General features: G+C 69.7%; 18 protein-coding genes and 1 pseudogene. All 19 read left to right on the forward strand.

Annotated elements, in window-relative coordinates; all coding sequences use genetic code 11:
- Positions 1-376, forward strand: a pseudogene (locus tag ACT6XY_RS17880) (hypothetical protein); the annotation flags it as partial.
- A gap of 244 nt (positions 377-620) precedes the next feature.
- A complete protein-coding gene (locus ACT6XY_RS17885) occupies positions 621-1391 on the forward strand; it encodes a helix-turn-helix domain-containing protein (RefSeq protein WP_444749681.1) in 771 nt (256 codons plus the stop codon).
- Positions 1392-1500: 109 nt separating this feature from the next.
- A complete protein-coding gene (locus tag ACT6XY_RS17890) occupies positions 1501-2517 on the forward strand; it encodes a branched-chain amino acid ABC transporter permease (protein WP_444749682.1) in 1017 nt (338 codons plus the stop codon).
- A 3-nt stretch (positions 2518-2520) separates the two neighbouring features.
- Positions 2521-3594: a branched-chain amino acid ABC transporter permease gene (locus tag ACT6XY_RS17895; protein WP_444749683.1), complete on the forward strand. Its 1074-nt coding sequence runs from the start codon at positions 2521-2523 to the stop codon at positions 3592-3594.
- On the forward strand, positions 3591-4379 hold the full coding sequence (locus tag ACT6XY_RS17900; RefSeq protein ID WP_444749684.1) for an ABC transporter ATP-binding protein: 789 nt from the start codon (positions 3591-3593) through the stop codon (positions 4377-4379). Before ACT6XY_RS17895 ends, ACT6XY_RS17900 begins: the two co-directional genes overlap by 4 nt.
- Complete coding sequence (locus ACT6XY_RS17905; protein WP_444749685.1) at positions 4372-6606, forward strand: ABC transporter permease; 2235 nt, start codon at positions 4372-4374, stop codon at positions 6604-6606. The genes ACT6XY_RS17900 and ACT6XY_RS17905 overlap by 8 nt, the downstream gene beginning before the upstream one ends.
- 3 nt (positions 6607-6609) lie before the next feature.
- Entirely contained in the window at positions 6610-7440 is an 831-nt protein-coding gene (locus ACT6XY_RS17910) for a phosphoenolpyruvate hydrolase family protein (RefSeq protein WP_444749686.1), read from the forward strand.
- A 57-nt stretch (positions 7441-7497) separates the two neighbouring features.
- On the forward strand, positions 7498-10116 hold the full coding sequence (locus ACT6XY_RS17915; protein ID WP_444749687.1) for a flotillin domain-containing protein: 2619 nt from the start codon (positions 7498-7500) through the stop codon (positions 10114-10116).
- 12 nt (positions 10117-10128) lie between these two features.
- A complete protein-coding gene (locus tag ACT6XY_RS17920; RefSeq protein ID WP_444749688.1) occupies positions 10129-10566 on the forward strand; it encodes an SRPBCC family protein in 438 nt (145 codons plus the stop codon).
- 1 nt (position 10567) lies between these two features.
- Complete coding sequence (locus tag ACT6XY_RS17925) at positions 10568-11020, forward strand: SRPBCC family protein (protein ID WP_444749689.1); 453 nt, start codon at positions 10568-10570, stop codon at positions 11018-11020.
- A 3-nt stretch (positions 11021-11023) separates the two neighbouring features.
- The gene (locus ACT6XY_RS17930; protein ID WP_444749690.1) at positions 11024-11845 is read left to right on the forward strand and encodes an FAD binding domain-containing protein; all 822 of its coding nucleotides are present in this window, start codon (positions 11024-11026) and stop codon (positions 11843-11845) included.
- A 10-nt stretch (positions 11846-11855) separates the two neighbouring features.
- Positions 11856-12338: a (2Fe-2S)-binding protein gene (locus ACT6XY_RS17935; RefSeq protein WP_444749691.1), complete on the forward strand. Its 483-nt coding sequence runs from the start codon at positions 11856-11858 to the stop codon at positions 12336-12338.
- 10 nt (positions 12339-12348) lie between these two features.
- Complete coding sequence (locus ACT6XY_RS17940; protein ID WP_444749692.1) at positions 12349-14100, forward strand: xanthine dehydrogenase family protein molybdopterin-binding subunit; 1752 nt, start codon at positions 12349-12351, stop codon at positions 14098-14100.
- Between the two features lies 1 nt (position 14101).
- On the forward strand, positions 14102-15133 hold the full coding sequence (locus tag ACT6XY_RS17945; RefSeq protein WP_444749693.1) for a xanthine dehydrogenase family protein molybdopterin-binding subunit: 1032 nt from the start codon (positions 14102-14104) through the stop codon (positions 15131-15133).
- Positions 15134-15135: 2 nt separating this feature from the next.
- Positions 15136-16020 carry an AAA family ATPase gene (locus ACT6XY_RS17950; RefSeq protein WP_444749694.1) on the forward strand — a complete coding sequence of 295 codons (885 nt, stop codon included), beginning with the start codon at positions 15136-15138 and terminating at the stop codon, positions 16018-16020.
- Positions 16017-17147 (forward strand): vWA domain-containing protein, encoded by a 1131-nt coding sequence (locus ACT6XY_RS17955; RefSeq protein WP_444749695.1) that lies wholly within the window; start codon positions 16017-16019, stop codon positions 17145-17147. The genes ACT6XY_RS17950 and ACT6XY_RS17955 overlap by 4 nt, the downstream gene beginning before the upstream one ends.
- Complete coding sequence (locus ACT6XY_RS17960; protein WP_444749696.1) at positions 17144-18013, forward strand: amidohydrolase family protein; 870 nt, start codon at positions 17144-17146, stop codon at positions 18011-18013. Before ACT6XY_RS17955 ends, ACT6XY_RS17960 begins: the two co-directional genes overlap by 4 nt.
- A 17-nt stretch (positions 18014-18030) precedes the next feature.
- Entirely contained in the window at positions 18031-18879 is an 849-nt protein-coding gene (locus ACT6XY_RS17965; RefSeq protein ID WP_444749697.1) for an MBL fold metallo-hydrolase, read from the forward strand.
- Positions 18880-18931: 52 nt separating this feature from the next.
- A partial coding sequence (locus ACT6XY_RS17970; protein WP_444749698.1) for an SMP-30/gluconolactonase/LRE family protein occupies positions 18932-19836 on the forward strand: 905 nt, incomplete at its 3' end.

The raw sequence follows: 19836 nt of genomic DNA on the forward strand, positions 1-19836 counted from the left end.
CCTCGAGAAGGCCGTCGGCGGCGTGGACGCCCTCGCCCATCCGCTGGAGGACGCGCTGGCGGGCCAGGCGCTGCCGGGCGAGTTGCACACGCCGGTACTGGCGGCCTTCGTCGGCTTCAACGCCCGTGCCGTCGGCGAGCGCTACGGCGCCCTCTCCCAGACCTTCGGCCAGACGGGCACGCCCCTCGGCCTCGACGCCCGGCTCGCCGCCTTCGCCCGGGCGCTGGGGCTCCCCGCGACCCTGCGCGAGACCGCGACCGACCCCAGCCGCTTCGCCGGGGTCGCAGAGCGTGCGGCCGACGATCCCGCCGCACTCGCCAATCCGCGCCTTCTCACCCCCGGCGACTGCCGGCGCATCCTGGAGGCGGCATGGTGACCCCCCGCATCATGTCCGGAACCCTCCCCTCGACGCGGGCTGGATGGCGCCCATGGCCAACCCCGCGGACCCGCGTCGAATCGTCCGTTGCCAGTCCGGCGGGCTGCGATAAGGTCGGCGAGAAAAGACCGACACGACCACAAGAAGAAACGCCCGTTCATCAGGGAGGAGCGTTGTGAGTGTTGCTCACGCTGTCGCGCACGGCGTGTTTGGTCGCGCCTGCCTTTACGTGATGGACAAGGCCATGGCGCCCCATGCGCACCGGGAAGGCCATCTGATCTTCCACATCCATGGGCCGCAGGCCGAAGTGGTCGTCGACGGTCGGCCCTTCCCCCTCTCCCCGGGGCAGGCGGTGGCCATCAGCCCGTGGCAGCCGCATTACTACCGGCCCCTGAGCAGCCGCGACAACGTGCTGGTCCTCGTCCTCTACATCCGCCCCGGCTGGTTCGTTCATGCCAGCCGCCAGGCCTCGGAAATCCTTCGCTTCGGCCGGGTCGGCGTCGATGTCACCGACCGGCTGGCGCGCCTCGTGAGCGATACCGGGCACCTTCTCGGGGCCCATGGCGGGACAGACGGGGGCTTCGAGGACCGGCTCAGCGCCCTCACCCAGGCCTGTTTCGACCAGACGTGGCAATGGACGGCGGAGGGCCAGCAGTTCATCGGCCAGGACCGTTCGCTGCGCGATTTCCGCATCCGCCGGGCCCTCAGGCTTCTCGACGAAACACTCGGCGAGCCGATCGACCTCGCCCGCCTGTCCCGTGCGGCGGGCCTCTCCCGGCCGCATTTCTTCAAGCTGTTCCGCGAGCAGATCGGCCTGCCGCCGAACATCTACTTCAACGCCCTGCGCATGGAGCGGGCGATCGAGCGGCTGGCGCTGGGCAAGGAAACCGTGGCGGACATCGGCCTCGATCTCGGCTTCTCCACGCCGGCGAGCTTTTCCAGGTTCTTCATCGCCAACGGCGTGGTCCCGCCGAGCACCTACCGGCGCAGCGTCATGGCCCATGCGACCCAGTGATAAGCCGCGAAAGAAAAGACCCTCGGTAAAGCCCGTCCGCAACCGGTGGGCCTAGCCTGTCCTCCTCACGCGGCGCCCCGGCCGCGGAGATTCATGTGTCGACGGTGCGATGGACAAGTTCGCCAGAAACCACCCCGTCTGGGCTTTGGTGATCGCGCTCCTCGTGGCGGTCTTCCTGTGGCTCGTGCTCGCACCGTGGCCGGCGGAGCTCGAGGCCGCGGTCGGGCGCAAGCGGATCTTCCTCAATGCCCTCCTCGGCGGCATCACGCTCGGCGCCCTCTATTTCCTCGTCGCCTCCGGATTCACCCTGATCTTCGGCCTGATGCGCATCGTCAATCTGGCGCACGGCTCGCTGTTCCTGCTCGGCGGCTATGTCGGCTACGAGATCACGACCTATACCGGCTCGTGGCTTCTGGCCTTTCCCATCGTCTTCGTGGTCGTCGGCCTCCTCGGCCTCGCCATGCAGCGCTTCATCTTCGCCCATATGGAAGGCGAGGAACTGCGCCAGACCCTGGTCAGCATCGGCCTGTCGGTGGTGCTGGCGGACGTGATGCTCTGGTACTGGGGCGGCCAGTCCTACACCACGCTCGCCCCCGCCTTCCTGCGCGGCCCCGTCGAGCTGCCGCTGATCTCCTCGATCAATCCGACCAGCGGCGAGGCCATCTTCATCCGCTATCCCTCGGTCCGCGTCTGGATCCTGGTCGCGGCCATCGTCATCGGCGTGGCCATGTGGCTTGTCCTCAACCGCACCTCGCTCGGCATGCTGATCCGCGCCGGCGTGGACGACCGGGAGATGCTGGCCGCCTCCGGCGTGCGCATCCAGCTGGTCTTCCTCGCCGTCTTCGTCTTCGGCGCCGGCCTCGCCGGCATGGCCGGCGTCGTCGGCGGCACCTTCCAGTCGCTGTCGCCCGGCGAGGACACGCGCTTCCTGCTCGCCAGCCTCGTCGTGGTCATCGTCGGCGGCATGGGGTCCATCGTGGGGGCCGCCATCGGCGCCGCGGTGATCGGCGTGACGGAGCAGATGGGGCTCGTCTACGCGCCGACCTATTCGGTGGTCTTCACCTTCCTGATCATGGCGGCGGTGCTCGCCTTCCGGCCGCAGGGCCTTCTCGGCGCGGGGCGGTGAGCGATGGCCCTGGCTGACCAGGCCCCCACGGGGGCGCGCATCAACCCGGCGGCGGCGCCGGGCCGCTCGTGGATCGAACGCATCCCCCCGGGCTGGTGGATCGCTGTCTTCGTCCTTCTCGCCATGCCGATGGTCGCCAACAATTTTTGGCTGTTCCAGGTCATGGGCTGGAGCTTCATCCTCGGCATGATTGCGGTGAGCCTCACCTTCCTCGCCGGCTACGGCGGCATGGTGAGCATCCTGCAGATGAGCATCGCCGGCCTCGCCGGCTACATGGTCGCGATCCTCGGTCCGTCGGGGACGACGTCCATCAGCCTCGGCCTTGCCTGGTGGATCGCCCTGCCGGCCGCCTTCCTCGTCGCGGCGATCTTCGCAACCCTCTCCGGCGCCCTCGCGGTCCGGACGGAGGGCATCTACACGATCATGATCACCCTCGCGATCGCCGCGGCCTTCTTCTACTTCACGCGCCAGAACTACACGATCTTCAACGGCTACTCCGGCTTCAACCTCGTGCTGCCGCCGCGCCTCTTCGGGGTGAACTGGCGCGATCCCGTGCCCTTCTACTACCTGTGCCTCGGCTGCGCCGCCCTCTGCTACGCCGCCGTCGTCTATATCTCCCGCTCGCCCTTCGGCCTCGCCCTGCAGGGCGTGCGTGACAACCCGCGCCGCATGGCGGCGCTCGGCTTCAACGTCACCGCCCACCGCGTCGCCGCCCACGCCCTCGCCAGCGTCTTCGCCTCCGTCGGCGGGATCCTGCTGGCCTGGCAGAACGCCCAGATCGCTCCGGGCACGATCGGCATCCCCGCCGCCATCGACATTCTCGTGGTGGCCGTGATCGGCGGCCTGCGGCGTCCCCTCGGTGCCTTCGTCGGCGCCTTCATCTACGTGATCCTGCAGGTCTTCTCGCCCGACGTGCTCGGCGTCTTCGGCTTCTCGGCGGAGCGCTTCAAGCTGATTATCGGCCTCGGTTTCCTCGCGGTGGTGCTGTTCTCGCCCGACGGGGTGCTGGGCCTGTGGGACCGGTGGCGGGCGCGCCGGGCACGGCGGGTCGATCCGCTGACGGGGGCGCCGCGATGACGCTCACCCGGCCCGACGACCGCCCGGCGCAGATGAACAGCGGCAATGCGCTGGAACTGCGCGGCATCACCAAGATGTTCGGGGCGCTCGCCGCCATCGCCGACGTGACGCTGACCGTGCGGCCCGGTGAGCGGCGGGCGGTGCTCGGCTCCAACGGTGCCGGCAAGACGACGCTGTTCAACTGCATCACCGGCGACTTTCCCGCGACCTCCGGCATCATCCGCTTCTTCGGCGAGGACGTGACCGCCTTCCCGCCCTACGAGCGCATCCGCCGGGGGCTGCGCCGCACCTACCAGATCTCGTCGCTCTTCGCCGGCCTGACGGTCATCGACAATGTCTACCTCGCCTGTCGCGGCGTCTCGCGGAACCGCTACTCGCTGCTGCGCCCGCGCAGCGACGACGCCCTGGTCCACGCCGCCGAGATGCTGGTCGACGCCGTGCACCTCACCGCCGTGCGCGACCGCCTCGTCGGCGAGCTCGCCTACGGCCAGCAGCGCCAGCTCGAGATCGCCCTCGCCATGTCGGGCGCGCCGCGCTTCATCCTGTTCGACGAGCCGGCGGCGGGCCTCTCTCCGACCGAGAGGCGCGACCTCGTCGCCATCCTCACCTCGCTGCCCGCCCACATCGGCTACATCATCATCGAGCACGACATGGACGTGGCGCTGCGCGTCGTCGAGAGCGTGACGATGATGCACAACGGCCGCATCTTCAAGGAAGGCCGCCCCAGCGAGATCGAGGAGGACCCGGAGGTCCAGGAACTCTACCTGGGGGGCGGTCATGGCTGAGCGCTTCGCCCCGCCGCCCAAGGCCGGCGTCCCGGTCCTGCAGCTGCAGGGCGTCAACGTCTTCTATGGCCGCAGCCACGCCGTGCAGGGCGTCGACCTGACGCTGCACTCCGGCGTCCTGTCGGTGGTCGGCCGCAACGGCATGGGCAAGACGACCATGTGCAAGGCGATCATGGGCCTCGTGCCCATCGCCTCCGGGTCGATCCGCTTCATGGGTGAGGAGATCGCTGGCCGGGCGCCGGCCGAGATCGCCCGGCTCGGCATCGGCTACGTCCCCCAGGGCCGTCGCCTGTGGCGCTCGCTCACCGTGCACGAGCATCTGCGCCTGATGGCGAAGCCCAAGGGGCGCTGGACCCCCGAACGCATCTACGAGGTTTTCCCCCGTCTCGCCGAGCGCCGGCACAATGGCGGCGCCCAGCTCTCGGGCGGCGAGCAGCAGATGCTCGCCATCAGCCGCGCCCTGCTGATGAACCCGCGGCTCCTCGTCATGGATGAGCCGACCGAGGGCCTCGCGCCGGTGATCGTCTCCCACGTGGAGGAGACGCTGGTGCGCCTCGCCGCCGAGGGCGACGTCTCCATCCTCGTCATCGAGCAGAACATCGGCGTGGCGACGCAGATGTCGGACCCCGTCGCCATCATGGTCAACGGCCGTATCAACCGCGTCATCGCCTCGGCGACGCTCGCCGCCGACCGGGACCTGCAGCAGCGCCTTCTCGGCGTCGGCCGGCACGGCCACGAGGAGCCGGACGCCGGCGGCAGCAGCACGGAGACCGGCGGGCCGCAGTCGGCCGCCGCGCCTGCGGTGCTTCAAGGCCCGATCCGCGTCTACATGGCCAATCCCGCGACGCCGACGCGGTGGTCGAAGGACGTTCCGGCCGCCCAGATCGAGGCCGCCGCCCGGACCATCTCCCGCCCGACGCTGGCCACCATCGACGGCAGGCGGATCGGCGACACCTCGGCGCTCGCAGCGCGCGGCCCGAGCGAACCCCATGTCGTCATCGCCGGCACGCTCGACACCAAGGGCGACGAACTGCGCTACATCCGCGACATCATCCGGTCCACGGGCCTGCGCACGCGCCTCGTCGACCTGTCGACGCAGGGTCGCAACCAGGGCGCCGACGTCTCCGCCCAGGAAGTGGCCCTCGCCTCGCCCCGCGGCTCCGCGGGCCTGGGGTCCGGCGACCGCGGCACCGCCGTTGCCGCCATGGCGGAGGCCTTCCGCGCCTGGACAGAGACCCAGCAGGGCATCATCGGGCTCATCTCGGCGGGCGGCTCGGGCGGCACAGCCATCGCGACGGCCGCCATGCGGGTCCTGCCCGTCGGGGTGCCAAAGCTCATGGTCTCCACCATGGCCGCCGGCAACGTCGCCGACTACGTCGGCTCTACCGACATCACCATGATGCATTCGGTCACGGACGTTCAGGGGTTGAACCGCATTTCCCGCGCCGTGCTCGGCAACGCCGCCCATGCCATGGCGGCCATGGCCACCGCCCATCTGGCGGGCATCTCGGCCCCCCGGGCCGTCGCCGCGCCGGACCGCCCGCTCGCCGGCCTCACCATGTTCGGCGTCACGACGCCCTGCGTGCAGCAGGTGGCGCGGCTGATCGAGGCGGAATGGGAGCCGGTCGTCTTCCACGCCACCGGCGTCGGTGGCCGGTCGATGGAGACGCTGATCGACAGCCGCCTCCTCCAGGGCGTTATCGACGTCTCCACGACGGAAGTCTGCGACATGTTGATGGGCGGCATCCTGCCGGCCACAGAGGACCGCTTCGGCGCGGTGATCCGCACGAAAATCCCCTATGTCGGCTCGGTCGGCGCCCTCGACATGGTCAATTTCGCGGCGCCCGAGACGGTCCCGGAGCACTATCGCGGCCGCAAGCTCTATCCCCACAACCCGCAGGTGACGCTGATGCGCACCACGCCGGACGAGAACGCCCGGATGGGCCGCTGGATCGGCGAGCGCCTCAACCTCATGGAGGGGCCGGTGCGCTTCCTCATCCCCGAGGGCGGCGTCTCGGCCCTCGATGCGCCGGGCAAGCCCTTCCACGATCCCGACGCCGACGCCGCGCTGTTCCAGGCCCTCGCGGCGACCGTCCGCGTCACCGCCAGCCGGCAGCTGATCCGGCTGCCTCATCACATCAACGATCCCGCCTTCGCCCAGGCCCTGGTGCGCGAGTTCCTCGCGCTGCACCAGGGCCGCCGCGGCACGGCGCGCAGGAGGACCTGACCCATGGCCCGCTTCGCCAAGCAGGAGCTCCTCGCGCGCTACCGCGCCATGATCGACCGGGGCGAGCCCATCGTCGGTGGTGGCGCCGGCACGGGCCTCTCGGCCAAGTGCGAGGAGGCGGGCGGGATCGACCTCATTGTCATCTACAATTCCGGCCGCTTCCGCATGGCAGGCCGCGGGTCCCTCTCCGGCCTCATGCCCTATGGCGACGCCAACCAGATCGTCATGGAGATGGCCGGCGAGGTCCTTCCGGTGGTGAAGAACACGCCGGTGATCGCCGGGGTCTGCGCCACCGATCCCTTCCGGCAGATGGACGTCTTCCTCGACGAGGTGAAGCGCATCGGCTTCGCCGGCGTCCAGAATTTCCCGACCGTCGGGCTGATTGACGGCATCTTCCGGGCGAACCTCGAAGAAACGGGCATGGGCTACGGGCTGGAGGTCGAGATGGTCGCGCTGGCGAACGCCAAGGGCCTGCTGACCACCCCTTACGTTTTTTCCGAGGACGACGCGGCGAAAATGGCGGGTGCGGGCGCCGACATCATCGTCTGCCACCTCGGGCTGACGACCGGCGGCTCCATAGGCGCCGAGACGGCCCTGAAACTGGCGGACTGTCCCGCCATCGTCGACGGCTGGGCGGCGGCGGCGCTGGCAGTGAAGCCCGACGCCATCATCCTCGTTCACGGTGGGCCGGTCGCCCAGCCCGCCGACGCCGAATTCATCCTGAAGAACACGCGCCACTGCCACGGCTTCTACGGCGCGTCGTCGATGGAACGCCTGCCCGTCGAGGTGGCGATCCGCGATCAGACGCGCGCCTTCAAGACGATCAGCCGCTGATGTGGCGCGACACGACCAACGACGAGACCGGACAAGAAACGTCGGGAGGAACATGACATGACGGGACAGCTCATCGGAGCCCTGATCCTCTGGCTGATCGTCGCGGTCATCGCCATCGCGATCATCGTCTATCTCGTGAACTGGCTCTACCGGCGATCGTCGAAGGAGGTCTCCTTCGTCCGCACCGGCCTCTTCGGCGAGCGGGTGGTGATCAACGGCGGCGCCTTCGTGCTGCCGATCATCCACGACGTCACGCCCGTGAACATGAACGTCCTGCAGATGGCGGTGACGCGGGCCAAGGACACGGCGCTGATCACCCGGGACCGCATGCGGGTGGACATCGACGCCGAGTTCTACGTGCGGGTGCGGCCCGACAGGCCCTCCGTCGCCATCGCCGCGGCGACACTCGGCCGGCGCACGCTGCAACCGGACCAGCTCAACACGCTGCTGGCCGGCAAGTTCATCTCGGCGCTGCGCACCGTCGCGGCCGGCATGTCGATGGAGGAGATGCACGAGCAGCGCGGCATCTACGTCCAGCGCGTCAAGGAGGCCGCGGCCGAGGCCCTCGACCAGAACGGCCTCGTGCTGGAGTCGGTCGCCATCACCGACCTCGACCAGACGGACCTGCAATACTTCAACCCGTCCAACCGCTTCGACGCCGAAGGTCTCACCCGCATCATCGAGGAGATCGAGGAGAAGCGGAAGGTTCGCAACGACATCGAGCAGGACTCGATGATCCGCATCCGCACCCGTAACCTGGAGGCCGAGCGCCAGGCGCTCGACATCGAGCGGGAGAGCGAGGCGGCCCGCCTTGAACAGCAGCGCGAAATCGAGATCAAGCGCGCGGTGCAGCGCACCGAGATCGCGCGCGAACGCGCCGCCCGCGACACCGAGGCCGAGCAGGCCCAGATCTCCTCGCGCGAGGAGATCGAGAAGTCGCGCATCTCCAACGAGCGGGCGATCAGCGAGGCACGCATCGCCTCCGAGCGCGACATCCGCCAGCAGGAGATCGCCCGCACCAAGGCCGTGGAAGCCGCCGAGATCGCCGCCCGCGAGGAGATCGAGAAGGCGCGCATCGCCAACGAGCAGGCCATCCAGACCGCCCGCATCGCCTCCGATCGCGAGACACGCCAGAAGGAGATCGAGCGCACCAAGGCCCTCGAGCAGGCCGAGATCGCCGCGCGCGAGGAGGTGGAGCGCTCGCGCATCATGCAGGAAGCGCAGGTCAGTGCCGAGCGGATCGACCGCGAGAAGGAGATCAAGAACCTCGAGATCGCCCGCAACAAGGCCCTCGACGAGGCCGAGATCGCCGCGCGCGAGGCGGTCGAGAAGGCCCGCATCGCCCAGGACATTGCGCTCACCGCCGAGCGCATCGCCTCCGACGAGGGCAAGCGCAAGCTGGAGATCGCCCGCAACCGCGCCCTCGAGGAGGCGGAGATCGCCGCCCGCGAGGCAACCGAGAGCGCCCGCATCGCCCAGGAGAAGGCGACTGCGGCCGAACGCATCGCCTCCGAGCTGTCCACCCGCCAGCTGGAGATCGCCCGCACCGAGCAGCTGGAGGCCGCGGAGATCAAGCGCCGCGACGCCGTCGAGCGCCAGCGCATCGCCGCCGAGCTGAAGATCGAGGAGGAGCGCATCGCCTCGACGAAGACGCGGGAAGTCCTGCAGATCGAGCAGAAGAAAGCGGTCGAAGTGGCGGAAGAGGACCGCGCCATCGTCATGGCCGCCAAGCGCGCCGAGCGCACGGACGCCGACAAGGCCCTGCGGCAGACGGAGATCGTCGCCAAGCAGGAGGTGGAGAAGGCGGACGTCGCCCGCGAACAGGCGCTGGAGGCCGCCCGGCTGGAGCGCCGGCGCGCCATCGAGCAGCTCGAGGTCGCCCGCGCCCAGTCGCTGCAGGAATCGCAGATCGCCTCCAACGAGGAGATCGAGCGTGCCCGCATCGCGGCAGACCGCGGCCTCGACGAGGCACGGGTCGGGCGCCAGCGCGACCTGCGCCGCCTGGAGATCGAGCGCGAGCGCGACGTCGAGAACGCCGCCATGGAAAAGGCCATCGCCCTCTATGCCAAGTCGCTCGAGGAGAGCGCGGCCGCGGTGAAGGCCGAGATGGCCAAGGCCAAGGCCGTCGAGGCCGCAGAGCTCGTCCAGACGGTGAAGGAGAGCGAGGGCGCCAAGCGCCGCAAGACCGTCGAGGTCATCAATGCCGAGCGCGAGGCCGAGGAGGTCCGCATCGCCGCGGAGGCCGACAAGCTGCGCAAGGCGGTCGACGCCGAGGCCCAGAAGCTCCTCTACGAGGCCGAGAACGTGCTCACCGACGGCGCCCGCTACGGTCTCTTCCGCCGCCGCCTGCTCGACCGGATCGAGGGCATCGTGCGCGAGAGCGTCAAGCCCATGGAGAAGATCGAGGGCATCCGCATCCTCCACGTCGACGGCCTGCAGGGCATGGGCGGCGCGGGCGGCGGCGGCTCCTCCCGCACCCCCACCGACGAGGTGATCGAATCCGCGCTGCGCTACCGCGTGCAGGCGCCGCTGATCGACCAGGTGCTGAAGGAGATCGGCATCGAGGGCGGCAATCTCGCCAAGATGGGCGGGCTGATGCGCGAGGCCTCCGACATGCAGCGCGTCGCCAAGGACGCCCAGCCGCCCAAGCCCAAAGACGACGGCGAGAAGAAGTGAGGCAGATCGAACATGGCCCGCGTCTACGTCTCCAGCGTCGTCAATGCCCCCGCAGCCCGGGTATGGGCCCGGGTGCGCGACTTCAACGGTCTGCCCAACTGGGTCCCCGCCGTGGCGGAGAGCCGGATCGAAAACGGCGAGCCTGCCGACAAGGTCGGCTGCGTCAGGGCCTTCTCCCTGCGCAACGGCGACAAGCTGCGCGAGAAGCTGCTCGGCCTGTCCGACTTCGACATGTTCTGCACCTACTCCATCCTCGACAGCCCCATGCCGCTGACGGACTACGTCGCGACCCTCCGCCTCACCCCCGTCACGGACCAGGACCGCACCTTCGTCGAATGGTCGGCCGAGTTCGACTGCGCCCCCGACAAGGAGCAGGACCTCGTCTCCAACATCGGCACCAACGTCTTCCAGGCGGGTTTCGACTCGCTCAAGCGCGCTTTCGGAGGCTGATGTGCCGAAGGTCGTGCGCAGCACCATCATCGACGCGCCGGTGGACCGCCTCTGGTCCGTGCTCCGCGACTTCAACGGCCACGACCAGTACCACCCGATCGTCGCCGCCAGCGCCATCGAGCGCGGCTATTCCTCCGACAAGATCGGCTGCGTCCGCCGCTTCACGCTGGAGGACGGCAGCGAGTTGCGCGAGCAGCTCCTGTCGCTGTCTGACCTCGAGATGACCTACAGCTACTGCCTGCTCGACACGCCCATCCCGCTGTTCAACTACGTCGCCCACATCCGCCTCCTGCCGGTCACCGACGGCAACCGCAGCTTCTGGCATTGGGAAAGCCGCTTCACGACGCCCCCGGGGCGCGAGGCGGAACTGGCGGAGAAGGTCGGCAACGACGTCTATTCGGCCGGCATGGAGGCTGTCCGTCGCCTGCCCGAACTCGCCGTCGCGGAGATCTGAGCCATGCCGATCGAGATCCGAACCGCCTCGACCGCATCGGAAGCCGCCGGCCTCCTCGCCGGCGACCGCCAGGCGCGCCTCCTCTCCGGCGGCACGCTCGTGATGCGCGACCTCAACGAGGGCCGCCTCACCGACGGCTTGCTCGTCCGCCTCGCCGACCCCGCCTATCGCCAGATCGCCCTCTCCGGCAGCCGGGTCGAGTTCGGCGCCGGCGTCACCATGGCGACGATCCTCAAGCGCCGTGAGCTCGCCTGCCTGCACGGCGCCGCCCGCGCCATCGGCGGGCCGGCCGTGCGCAACATGGCGACCGTCGGGGGAAACCTTTTCGCCGAGACGCCCTATGGCGACTTCACGGTGGCGCTCCTCGCCCTCGACGCGCAGGTCATGGTGCTGCAGGGCTTCGGGGCGCCGCGCGCCGTGGCGCTGGAGGAGTTCCTGGCGGGCCGCGGGCGCGCTCCCTCGGGGCTCGTGACCGCCGTGCAGGTGACGCTGCCCCAGAACGCCGCGGACTTCCGGTTCAGGAAAGTCAGCCGCGTCAGGCCGAAGGGGATCGCGGTCCTGTCCATCGCCGCCCTCCTGCCGACGTCCGGCGGCCGGGTGACGGGAGCGCGCATCGCCTATGGCGCCATGGCCCCGACTCCAATCCGCGCCAAGGCGGTGGAGCGGGCCCTCGACGGCAAGGCGCTGGACGCCGCCGCGATCACCGCCGCGCGTGCGGTGGCGGCCGAGGGCACCCGCCCGGCAACCGACGCGGTCGCCAGCGAGTGGTACCGCCGCGAGGTGCTGCCCGTGCACCTGGCACGGCTCCTGTCGGGCCAAGAGTGAGGAGAGGCGCATGGCGAAAGTTCCCGTCCAGTTCCGCCTGAACGGCTCCGAGCGCGCCGCCTTCGTCGCGCCGGCCGACAACCTCCTCACGCTGCTGCGCAGGGGGCTGAACGAGTTTGGCCCGAAATACGGCTGCGGTCAGGGCACCTGCGGCACCTGCACCGTGCTCGTCGACGGCGAGTTGCAACTTTCCTGCCTCACCCTCGCCGCCACCTGCGAGGGCCGGCACGTCGAGACGGTGACCGGCATGGCGGACGGGCCGGTGCTCCATCCGCTGCAGCAGGCCTTCATGGACCATTTCGCCGCCCAGTGCGGCTTCTGCACGCCGGGCATGCTCACCGCAGCCCGGGCCCTGCTCGAAGCCAACCCCAATCCCACGCGCGAGGAGGTCATCGACGGCATCTCGGGCAACATCTGCCGCTGCACGGGCTACGAGGCGATCATTGAGGCCATCCTGGCCGCCGCCCGGTCCGGGCAGGTCAGGCGCGCCTGAGGAGGGCACGATGCTGGAATTCCGCAAGGACCTCTTCGCCGCCGAACGGGACGACAACCTCAACGTCGTCGGCAAGGGCACGCAGCGCCAGGACATGCCCGGCCACGTCACGGGACGCTCGCCCTTCTTCGACGACCACGCCTTCGAGGGGCTATTGCACCTGAAGGTGGTTCGCAGCCCGCATCATCACGCCCGCATCCGCCACATCGACACCTCGGCGGCCGAGCGCGCGCCGGGCGTCAAGCGCATCCTGCGCGGCGCCGACGTGCCGGTGAACAAGAACACGCTGCTGAGCCTCATCAATTTCGGCAAGGACGACGAGCCGACGCTGGCGGTGAACAAGGTCTCCTACAAGGGCGAGCCCGTCGTCGCGATCATCGCGGAGACGGAGCATCAGGCCCTCGCCGCGCGGGCGCTGGTGCGCGTCGACTACGAGGTCATTCCCCACGTCTTCGACGTCGAGGACGCGCTGAAACCCGGGGCCCCGGTCGTCAACGAGACCTATCCGAACAACTATTTCGAATATCACGACCGCTACGACCATTCGAAGCTCCGCTTCGGCGATGTCGAGCGCGCCTTCGCCTCGGCCGACTTCATCGTCGATGACCGCTACCAGATGTCGCCGATCGAGCACGCGCCGACCGAGACCAACGGCTCGATCGCCGCGCCCGAGCAAAACGACCGCTTCGTCGTCCATTCCTGCGCGCAGGGGCTGTTCTTCTCGCTGGGGACGGCGGCCAAGATCCTCAATCTCGAATCCAACCGCCTTCACTTCGTCGGCGGCACGGTGGGCGGCGGCTTCGGCGGCAAGGTGGATTCCCTCACCGAGCCCCTGTCGATCCTCGGCGCCATGATGACCGGCCAGCCCGTCCGCTATGTGCTCGATCGCGAGGAGGAGATGCTCTACGGCTCGCCCCGCGGCGCCGAGCGCATCTACATCAAGGACGGCATCATGCGCGACGGGCGCATCGTCGCCCGCCGCATCCGCAGCTATTTCGATGCCGGCGCCTATACGCGGCTGTCGAGCTACGCCGCCATCAAATGCACGGCGCACCTGCCCGGCCCCTACACGATCCCGAACGTCAGCGCCGACATCTACGTCGCCTATACCAACCGCTGCCCGTCCACCGCCATGCGCGGCTTCGGCATCACCGCGGTGGATTTCGCGCTGGAGGTCCACATGGACAAGGGCGCGGAGGCCTGCGGCCTGGACCCCATGGAGTTCCGCATCCTCAATGCCTACCGCGACGGGGACATGAAGGCGCATCGCCGCGTCGCCAAGAACACCGCGCTCATCGAATGCGTGCAGGTGGTGGCCGAGAAGGCCGGATGGCCCCTGTCGGAGCAGGCGCGGCGGCAGAACTCGCTGACCGGGGGCGGCGGGGCGCGCGCCGACATCCCCGCGACCGTCCTCGACGACAACGGCCGCGTCGGCCGGCCCGAGACGCGCAACGGCCCGGCGACCGAGACGCTGCCGGCGGGCGCCATGCGGATCCCGATGACCAAGCAGCCGATCATGGAAGGCTCCGCCGAAGCCCGGCCGACACCGCCCGCCGTGCCGCAATACGAGCCCTACCGCCCGACCCAGCCGGTGGCACAGCCCGCCTACCAGCCGAGCTACCAGCCGATGCCGGCGGCCCCGCCTGCCCAGGCAGCGCCGACGCCGCCGCTGCCACCCTCCGCACAACCGCCCGCATCCGCTGCGCCGACCCAACACGGCGCGGTGCGCTTCTCCTCCGTCTTCGGCACGAGGAGGCGCTGACATGGCCCGTCACCGGGGACGCGGCATGGCGTCCGTCAACTATCCCATCGGCATGAACCTCGGCGGCGATCCGAGCCAGGCACTGATCCACTCCAATCCCGACGGCAAGTTCACCGTCGCGCTGTCGGCCATCGATCTCGGCCAGGGCATGAAGCAGGTGACCCGCCAGGTGGCCGCCGAGACCCTCGGCGTGCCTATGGAGGACGTCTATGTGGACACCGCCGACAGCGACACCGGCCCGCACGACATGGGCAGCTTCGCCTCGCGCGGCACCCATCGCATGGGCAATGCCGTCATCGCCGCCGCCCGTGAGGCGCGGGGCGTCCTCCTGGAGGCGGCGGCCGAGGAGCTGGAGGTCAATGCCGGCGACCTCGTCACCGACGGGCGCGGCAACATCCACGTGAAGGGCGCGCCATCGCGCTCCATCACAGTCAAGGCCACCGCCCAGGCGGCGCAGTTCAAGCAGGGCAAGACCATTGCGGGGCGCGGCATCTTCCTCATTCCGCTCTCGACGGTCGATCCGCAGACCGGCGAGATGAACCCCAACACCGCTTTCGCCCATGCGAGCCTCGTCGCCGACGTCGAGGTCGACGACGAGACCGGCGAGGTGACGGTCCTGAAGATGGCCTCCGCCTACGAGCTGGGGCGGGCGATCAATCCGAAGATGGTTGAGCAGCAGCTCGTCGGCGGGGCCTGGATGGGCATCAGCCACGCCCTCTACGAGACCCCGGAGCCCTATTACCCCGACCCCAGCCACGGGCCGCGCGACTTCAACGAATATCTCATGCCGGGCCCCGGCGACATCGCGCCCTATTCCATCACGGTCCTCGAGCGGCCCGCCCCGGACGGCCCTTTCGGCGGCAAGGGTCCGGGCGAGATGTGCGCCAACCCGGTGCTGCCGGCCATCGCCAACGCCGTCTACAACGCCGTCGGCGTCCGCGTGAACGACCTGCCCATCACGCCGGAGAAGATCCTGCGCGGCATCAGGGCCAATGGCGGCGCGCGGCCGCAGCCCCGCCGCGGCGGGGCCTGACCATGGCGCTGCAACCGCCCATAGCCGGCCTGTCGAGCCCGGAGGCGCTGGCCGAGGCCCTGCGCTCGGCGCTCTATCTCGCCGACGACGGCATCGCCACCGCCGGGTTCCTGTCACTGGCCCTCGGCAAGCCGCTGCTGCTGGAGGGCGCGCCGGGCGTCGGCAAGACGGAGGCGGCCAAGGCGCTCGCCGGAATCCTCGGACGGCAGTTGATAAGGCTGCAGTGCTTCGAGGGGATCGACGCCTCCGCCGCCCTCTACGAGTGGAACTATCCGCGCCAGATACTCGCCATCCGCCAGGCCCGCGAGGGCGAGAGCGTCGACATCTACCGCGACGACTTCCTCATCGAGCGGCCGATGCTGGCAGCGCTGAGGCGACCGGATTCGACCGTGCTGCTGATCGACGAGATCGACCGCTCGGACCACGAGTTCGAGGCCTTCCTGCTCGAATTCCTCTCCGACTTCTCCATCTCGATCCCCGAGCGCGGCACGCTCAGGGCCGCCGACCGGCCCGTCGTCGTCCTCACCTCCAACCGCACCCGCGACCTGCACGAGGCGCTCCGCCGCCGCTGCGTCTACCATTACATCCCCTATCCGGAGCCGGCGCGGGAGGCGGCCATCATCATGCTGCGCTCTTCCGCCGTCGCCGAGGGGACGGCGCGCGCCATCGTCCATGCCGTGGGCCTGCTACGGCAGGAGCCGCTGACCAAGCCCCCGGGCGTCGCCGAAGCCGTCGACTGGGCCGAGGCAGCCACGGCGCTGGCCCGCACCGGCGCGTCCTGGCCCGAGGCCTTCCGCCGCTCCATCGGTACGGCGCTGAAGGACGAGGAGGACCTCGCCCTCATGCGCCCGCGTATGGACGCCTTCATCCGGGCGGTGGCGGCATGACCGGGCGCCCTGCCCTCGCCCGGCTGCCGGCGGCGACGCGGCCCCTCGTCGCCTTCGCGACGCTGCTGCGCGGCAACGGCTTCGCGGTGGCGCCGGAACAGACCATCGCCTTCCTCCGCGCCGTGGACCTGCTCGGACCGCGGTCCATCGAGCATATCCGCCGGGCGGCGGCCGCGACGCTCGCCCCGCCCCACGACCGGCGGGACACATTCGACGCCCTGTTCGACGCCCATTTCCTCGGCGCGGCGGGCGAGCCGGGTGATGACGATGAGTTGCAGCCTGACGACGAGATGAAGGTCGAGGAGGAAGGCGCCCATCAGGAGATTCTCGTCGGCGAGGAGGTTCACGAGACCGGCCGCGAGGCGACGGCGGCCGAAGCGCTCGCCGTCCGCAGCATCACGCCGCCCGACGACGGCGAGACGCTGCGCCGCTTCGCCCGCGACTTGCCCGACGCCCTGCCCCGCCGCCGCGGCTATCGCCGCCGCAGCGCCCGGCGCGGCCCCGGTTTTGACCTCGCGGCAAGCCTCAAGGCCGCCATCCGCAACGACGGCGAGGTGATGGCGCTGAAGCGCTGGCGCCGCGCCACCCGGGTGCGGCCTGTCCTGCTTCTGGTCGACGTCTCCGGCTCGATGAAGCAGCGCACCGACGCCAACCTCGCCTTCGCCCACGCCCTGGTGCACGGCGCGCCGCGGGTCGAGGTCTTCACCTTCGGCACCCGGCTGACGCGGCTCACCACCGTGCTGAAGCGCCGCAACCGGGCCCGCGCCCTGGCGCTCGCGGCCGATCTAGTCGCCGACTGGGACGGCGGCACCCGTATCGGCGATGCGCTGCAGGCCTTCCTCGCCGTGCCGCGTTTCGCCGGCTACGCCCGCGGCGCCGTGGTCGTCATCCTGTCCGACGGCCTGGAGCGCGGCGACCCCCGCGCCATGGTGCAGGCGGTGGGGCGTCTCGCCGCGCGCGCCCACCGCATCGACTGGCTCTCGCCACTCGCCGCCGACAGCGCCTACCGGCCCGAGACCGAGGGCCTCGCCGCCATCCGGCCCCTCCTCGCCTCGCTCACCAACGGCAGCACCACCGCCGCCGTCTGCCGGCACATCCTCTCACTCGGCCGGGAGCGCGCGGCATGATCGACGCCCATTTCCACATCTGGCGGCAGGCCGACCTGCCCTGGCTCACCGGGCCGATGCAGCCGCGCATCTTTGGCCCCTACGAGCCGATCCGCCGGGACTATCCGATCGCCGAATACGTGGCCGATGCCACTTCCGCCGGCATCACCGGCGCGGTCTACGTCCAGGCCAATTGGCCGGTCGACCGCTATCTGGAAGAGGCGGCCTTCGTCGCCGAGGCCTCCGAGGCGAGCGGCTTTCCCATCGCCATCGTCGCCTATGCCGACATGCTGGCGGGGGACGCGCGGCCTCAGCTCGACGCCCTCGCCGCCAATGCCCGCGTCCGCGGCGTGCGCATGCAGCTCCATTGGCACGAGAACCCACTCTACCGCTTCGCCGGCGGCCCGGACCTCGCCCGCGATCCCGTCCTCCAGCGCAACGTCGCCCGCCTCGCCGACTACGGCTGGAGCTTCGACCTGCAGGTCTTCGCAGGCCAGATGGATGGTGCGGCCGCCCTTGCCGAAGCCTGTCCGGGCGTGACCTTCGTGCTCCAGCACGCCGGCATGCTGGAGGATCTCTCGCCCGCCGGCATCGACGCCTGGCGCTCAGGGATGGCGCTGCTCGCGGCACGGCCCAACGTCGTCAGCAAGCTCTCGGGGCTCGGCACCTTCCTGCGCCGCAACGACGAGGCCCATGTCGCCATGATCGCGAGCGAGACGCTCGCGCTTTTCGGCGCCGACCGCTGCCTCTTCGGCTCGAACTTCCCCATCGAGAAGCTCTGGACCAGCTATCCCGCGCTCTTCGCCGCCCATTGGGCCGCCGTTCCGCCAGCGGACCGGTCCGCCGTCTTCTCATCAACCGCCAAGCGGGTCTACCGGCTGGCCTGACACATTCGGAGGAAACCATGCCCCTCGAGATCAAGGTCCTCGACTACGGCGACATCGAACTGGAATCGAGCTTCCTGGTGCTGGGGCGGGGCTGCGGCCAGGTCCGCCGCACCTACACCTACGGCTTTCTCATCCTCGGCGGCCCCTGGCCCGTGGTGGTCGATACCGGTTACCGCCACAACCAGATCATGGAGAGCCTCGGCATGCGCGGGCTCCAGTTCCACGAGAACATGATCGAGAACCAGCTGATGAAGTACGGCGTGCGCATGGGGGACGTCCGCTATGTCGCGCACACCCACCTGCACATCGACCACGCCGGCAAGGACGAGCTCTTCCCGATGAACACCACGGTGATCATCAACCGGCGCGAGCTCGAATATTCCGTCTCCGGGCTGATGCACCCGCAATACCCGGCCCCGGACATCAAGCACCTGATCGACCGCCTGCACACCAAGCACGCGCTGCGCCTCGAGGACCTCGAGCTGACCGGCATGGTCGAGCTCTTCCCCGGCTGCTACCTGGAGGCGGCCGGCGCCCATACCGAGGGCTCGATGAACGTCCACGTCGACACCGCCGAGGGCCGCGCGACGATCTGCGGCGACGTCATCTACGACTTCAACGACCAGATCGTGAACCCGTACCACGAGATCCACGCCAACGAGCCGCGCGTCACAGGCAACCACGGCACCTCGAAGCGCGCAGAGAAGGCGGCGATCAAGAAGCTGTTGAACTCCTCGCGCTTCCTGCTTCCCGTCCACGACAAGCCGGCGAAGATCGAGGCCGGTCAGGTCGTGGCACGCCTCGACATGGCGGTTCCAGGCCCCATTACCCAGACCCTGCCGTCGCGGCCCTGGTTCCCGGCCTGACGCCGCCGCCGCATCCCATGCCGCACGGAGCCCAGCTGAGCGAGAGCCCCCCATGACAACCCATGTCGCCGTCAGGCCGGCCTTCGAAGACCTCATCGACCTCTGGGCGCCGGTGCGCCAGCTCGGCACCGGGTTCCAGTTCACCGAGGGGCCGATCTGGCATCCGAAAGAGGAGTTCCTCCTGTTCTCGGACATGCCGGGCGACGTGCGCCGCCGCTGGGACCGGACCGGCATCCGCGAAGTCATGCGCCCGGCCAACAAGTGCAACGGCATGACCTATGACGGCGATCTCAACCTGATCGTCTGCGAGCACGCGACCTCCACCCTGGTGCGCGAGCGGCCTGACGGACGGCGCGAGGTCCTCGCCTCCCATGTCGACGGCCGCGAGCTCAACAGCCCCAACGACGTCGTGGTGAAGTCCGACGGCGCCATCTACTTTTCCGACCCTTGGTACGGCCGCATGCCGGTCTATGGCGTCGAGCGGCCGCGCCAGCTCGGCTTCCAGGGCGTCTATCGCATCGCGCCGGGCGGCGGGCCACCGCACCTGCTGGTCGACCGCTACCTGTTCGAGCAGCCGAATGGCCTGTGCTTCTCGCCAGACGAGAAGTGGCTCTACGTCAACGACACCGTGCAGCAGCTGATCCGCGCCTTCGAGGTCCTGCCGAACGGCACCCTCGGGGCGGGCCACGTCTTCGCCTCGGGCATCGCCTCGCCGTCCGAGCCCGGCGTGCCCGACGGCATGAAATGCGACGCCCGCGGCAACATCTGGGTCTGTGGCCCCGGCGGCGTCTGGGTCTATGCGCCGGGCGGCGACCTCATCGGCAAGGTCCGCGTGCCGGAACTCGTCGGAAACCTCACCTGGGGCGGGCCCGACTTCCGCACGCTGTTCCTCACCGCCACCCATTCCCTCTATGCCGTCGAGACCAGGGTCGGCCCGCGCGCCGAGCCCTACTTGGT

The organism is Phreatobacter sp., from assembly GCF_052440005.1.
Lineage (GTDB): Bacteria > Pseudomonadota > Alphaproteobacteria > Rhizobiales > Phreatobacteraceae > Phreatobacter.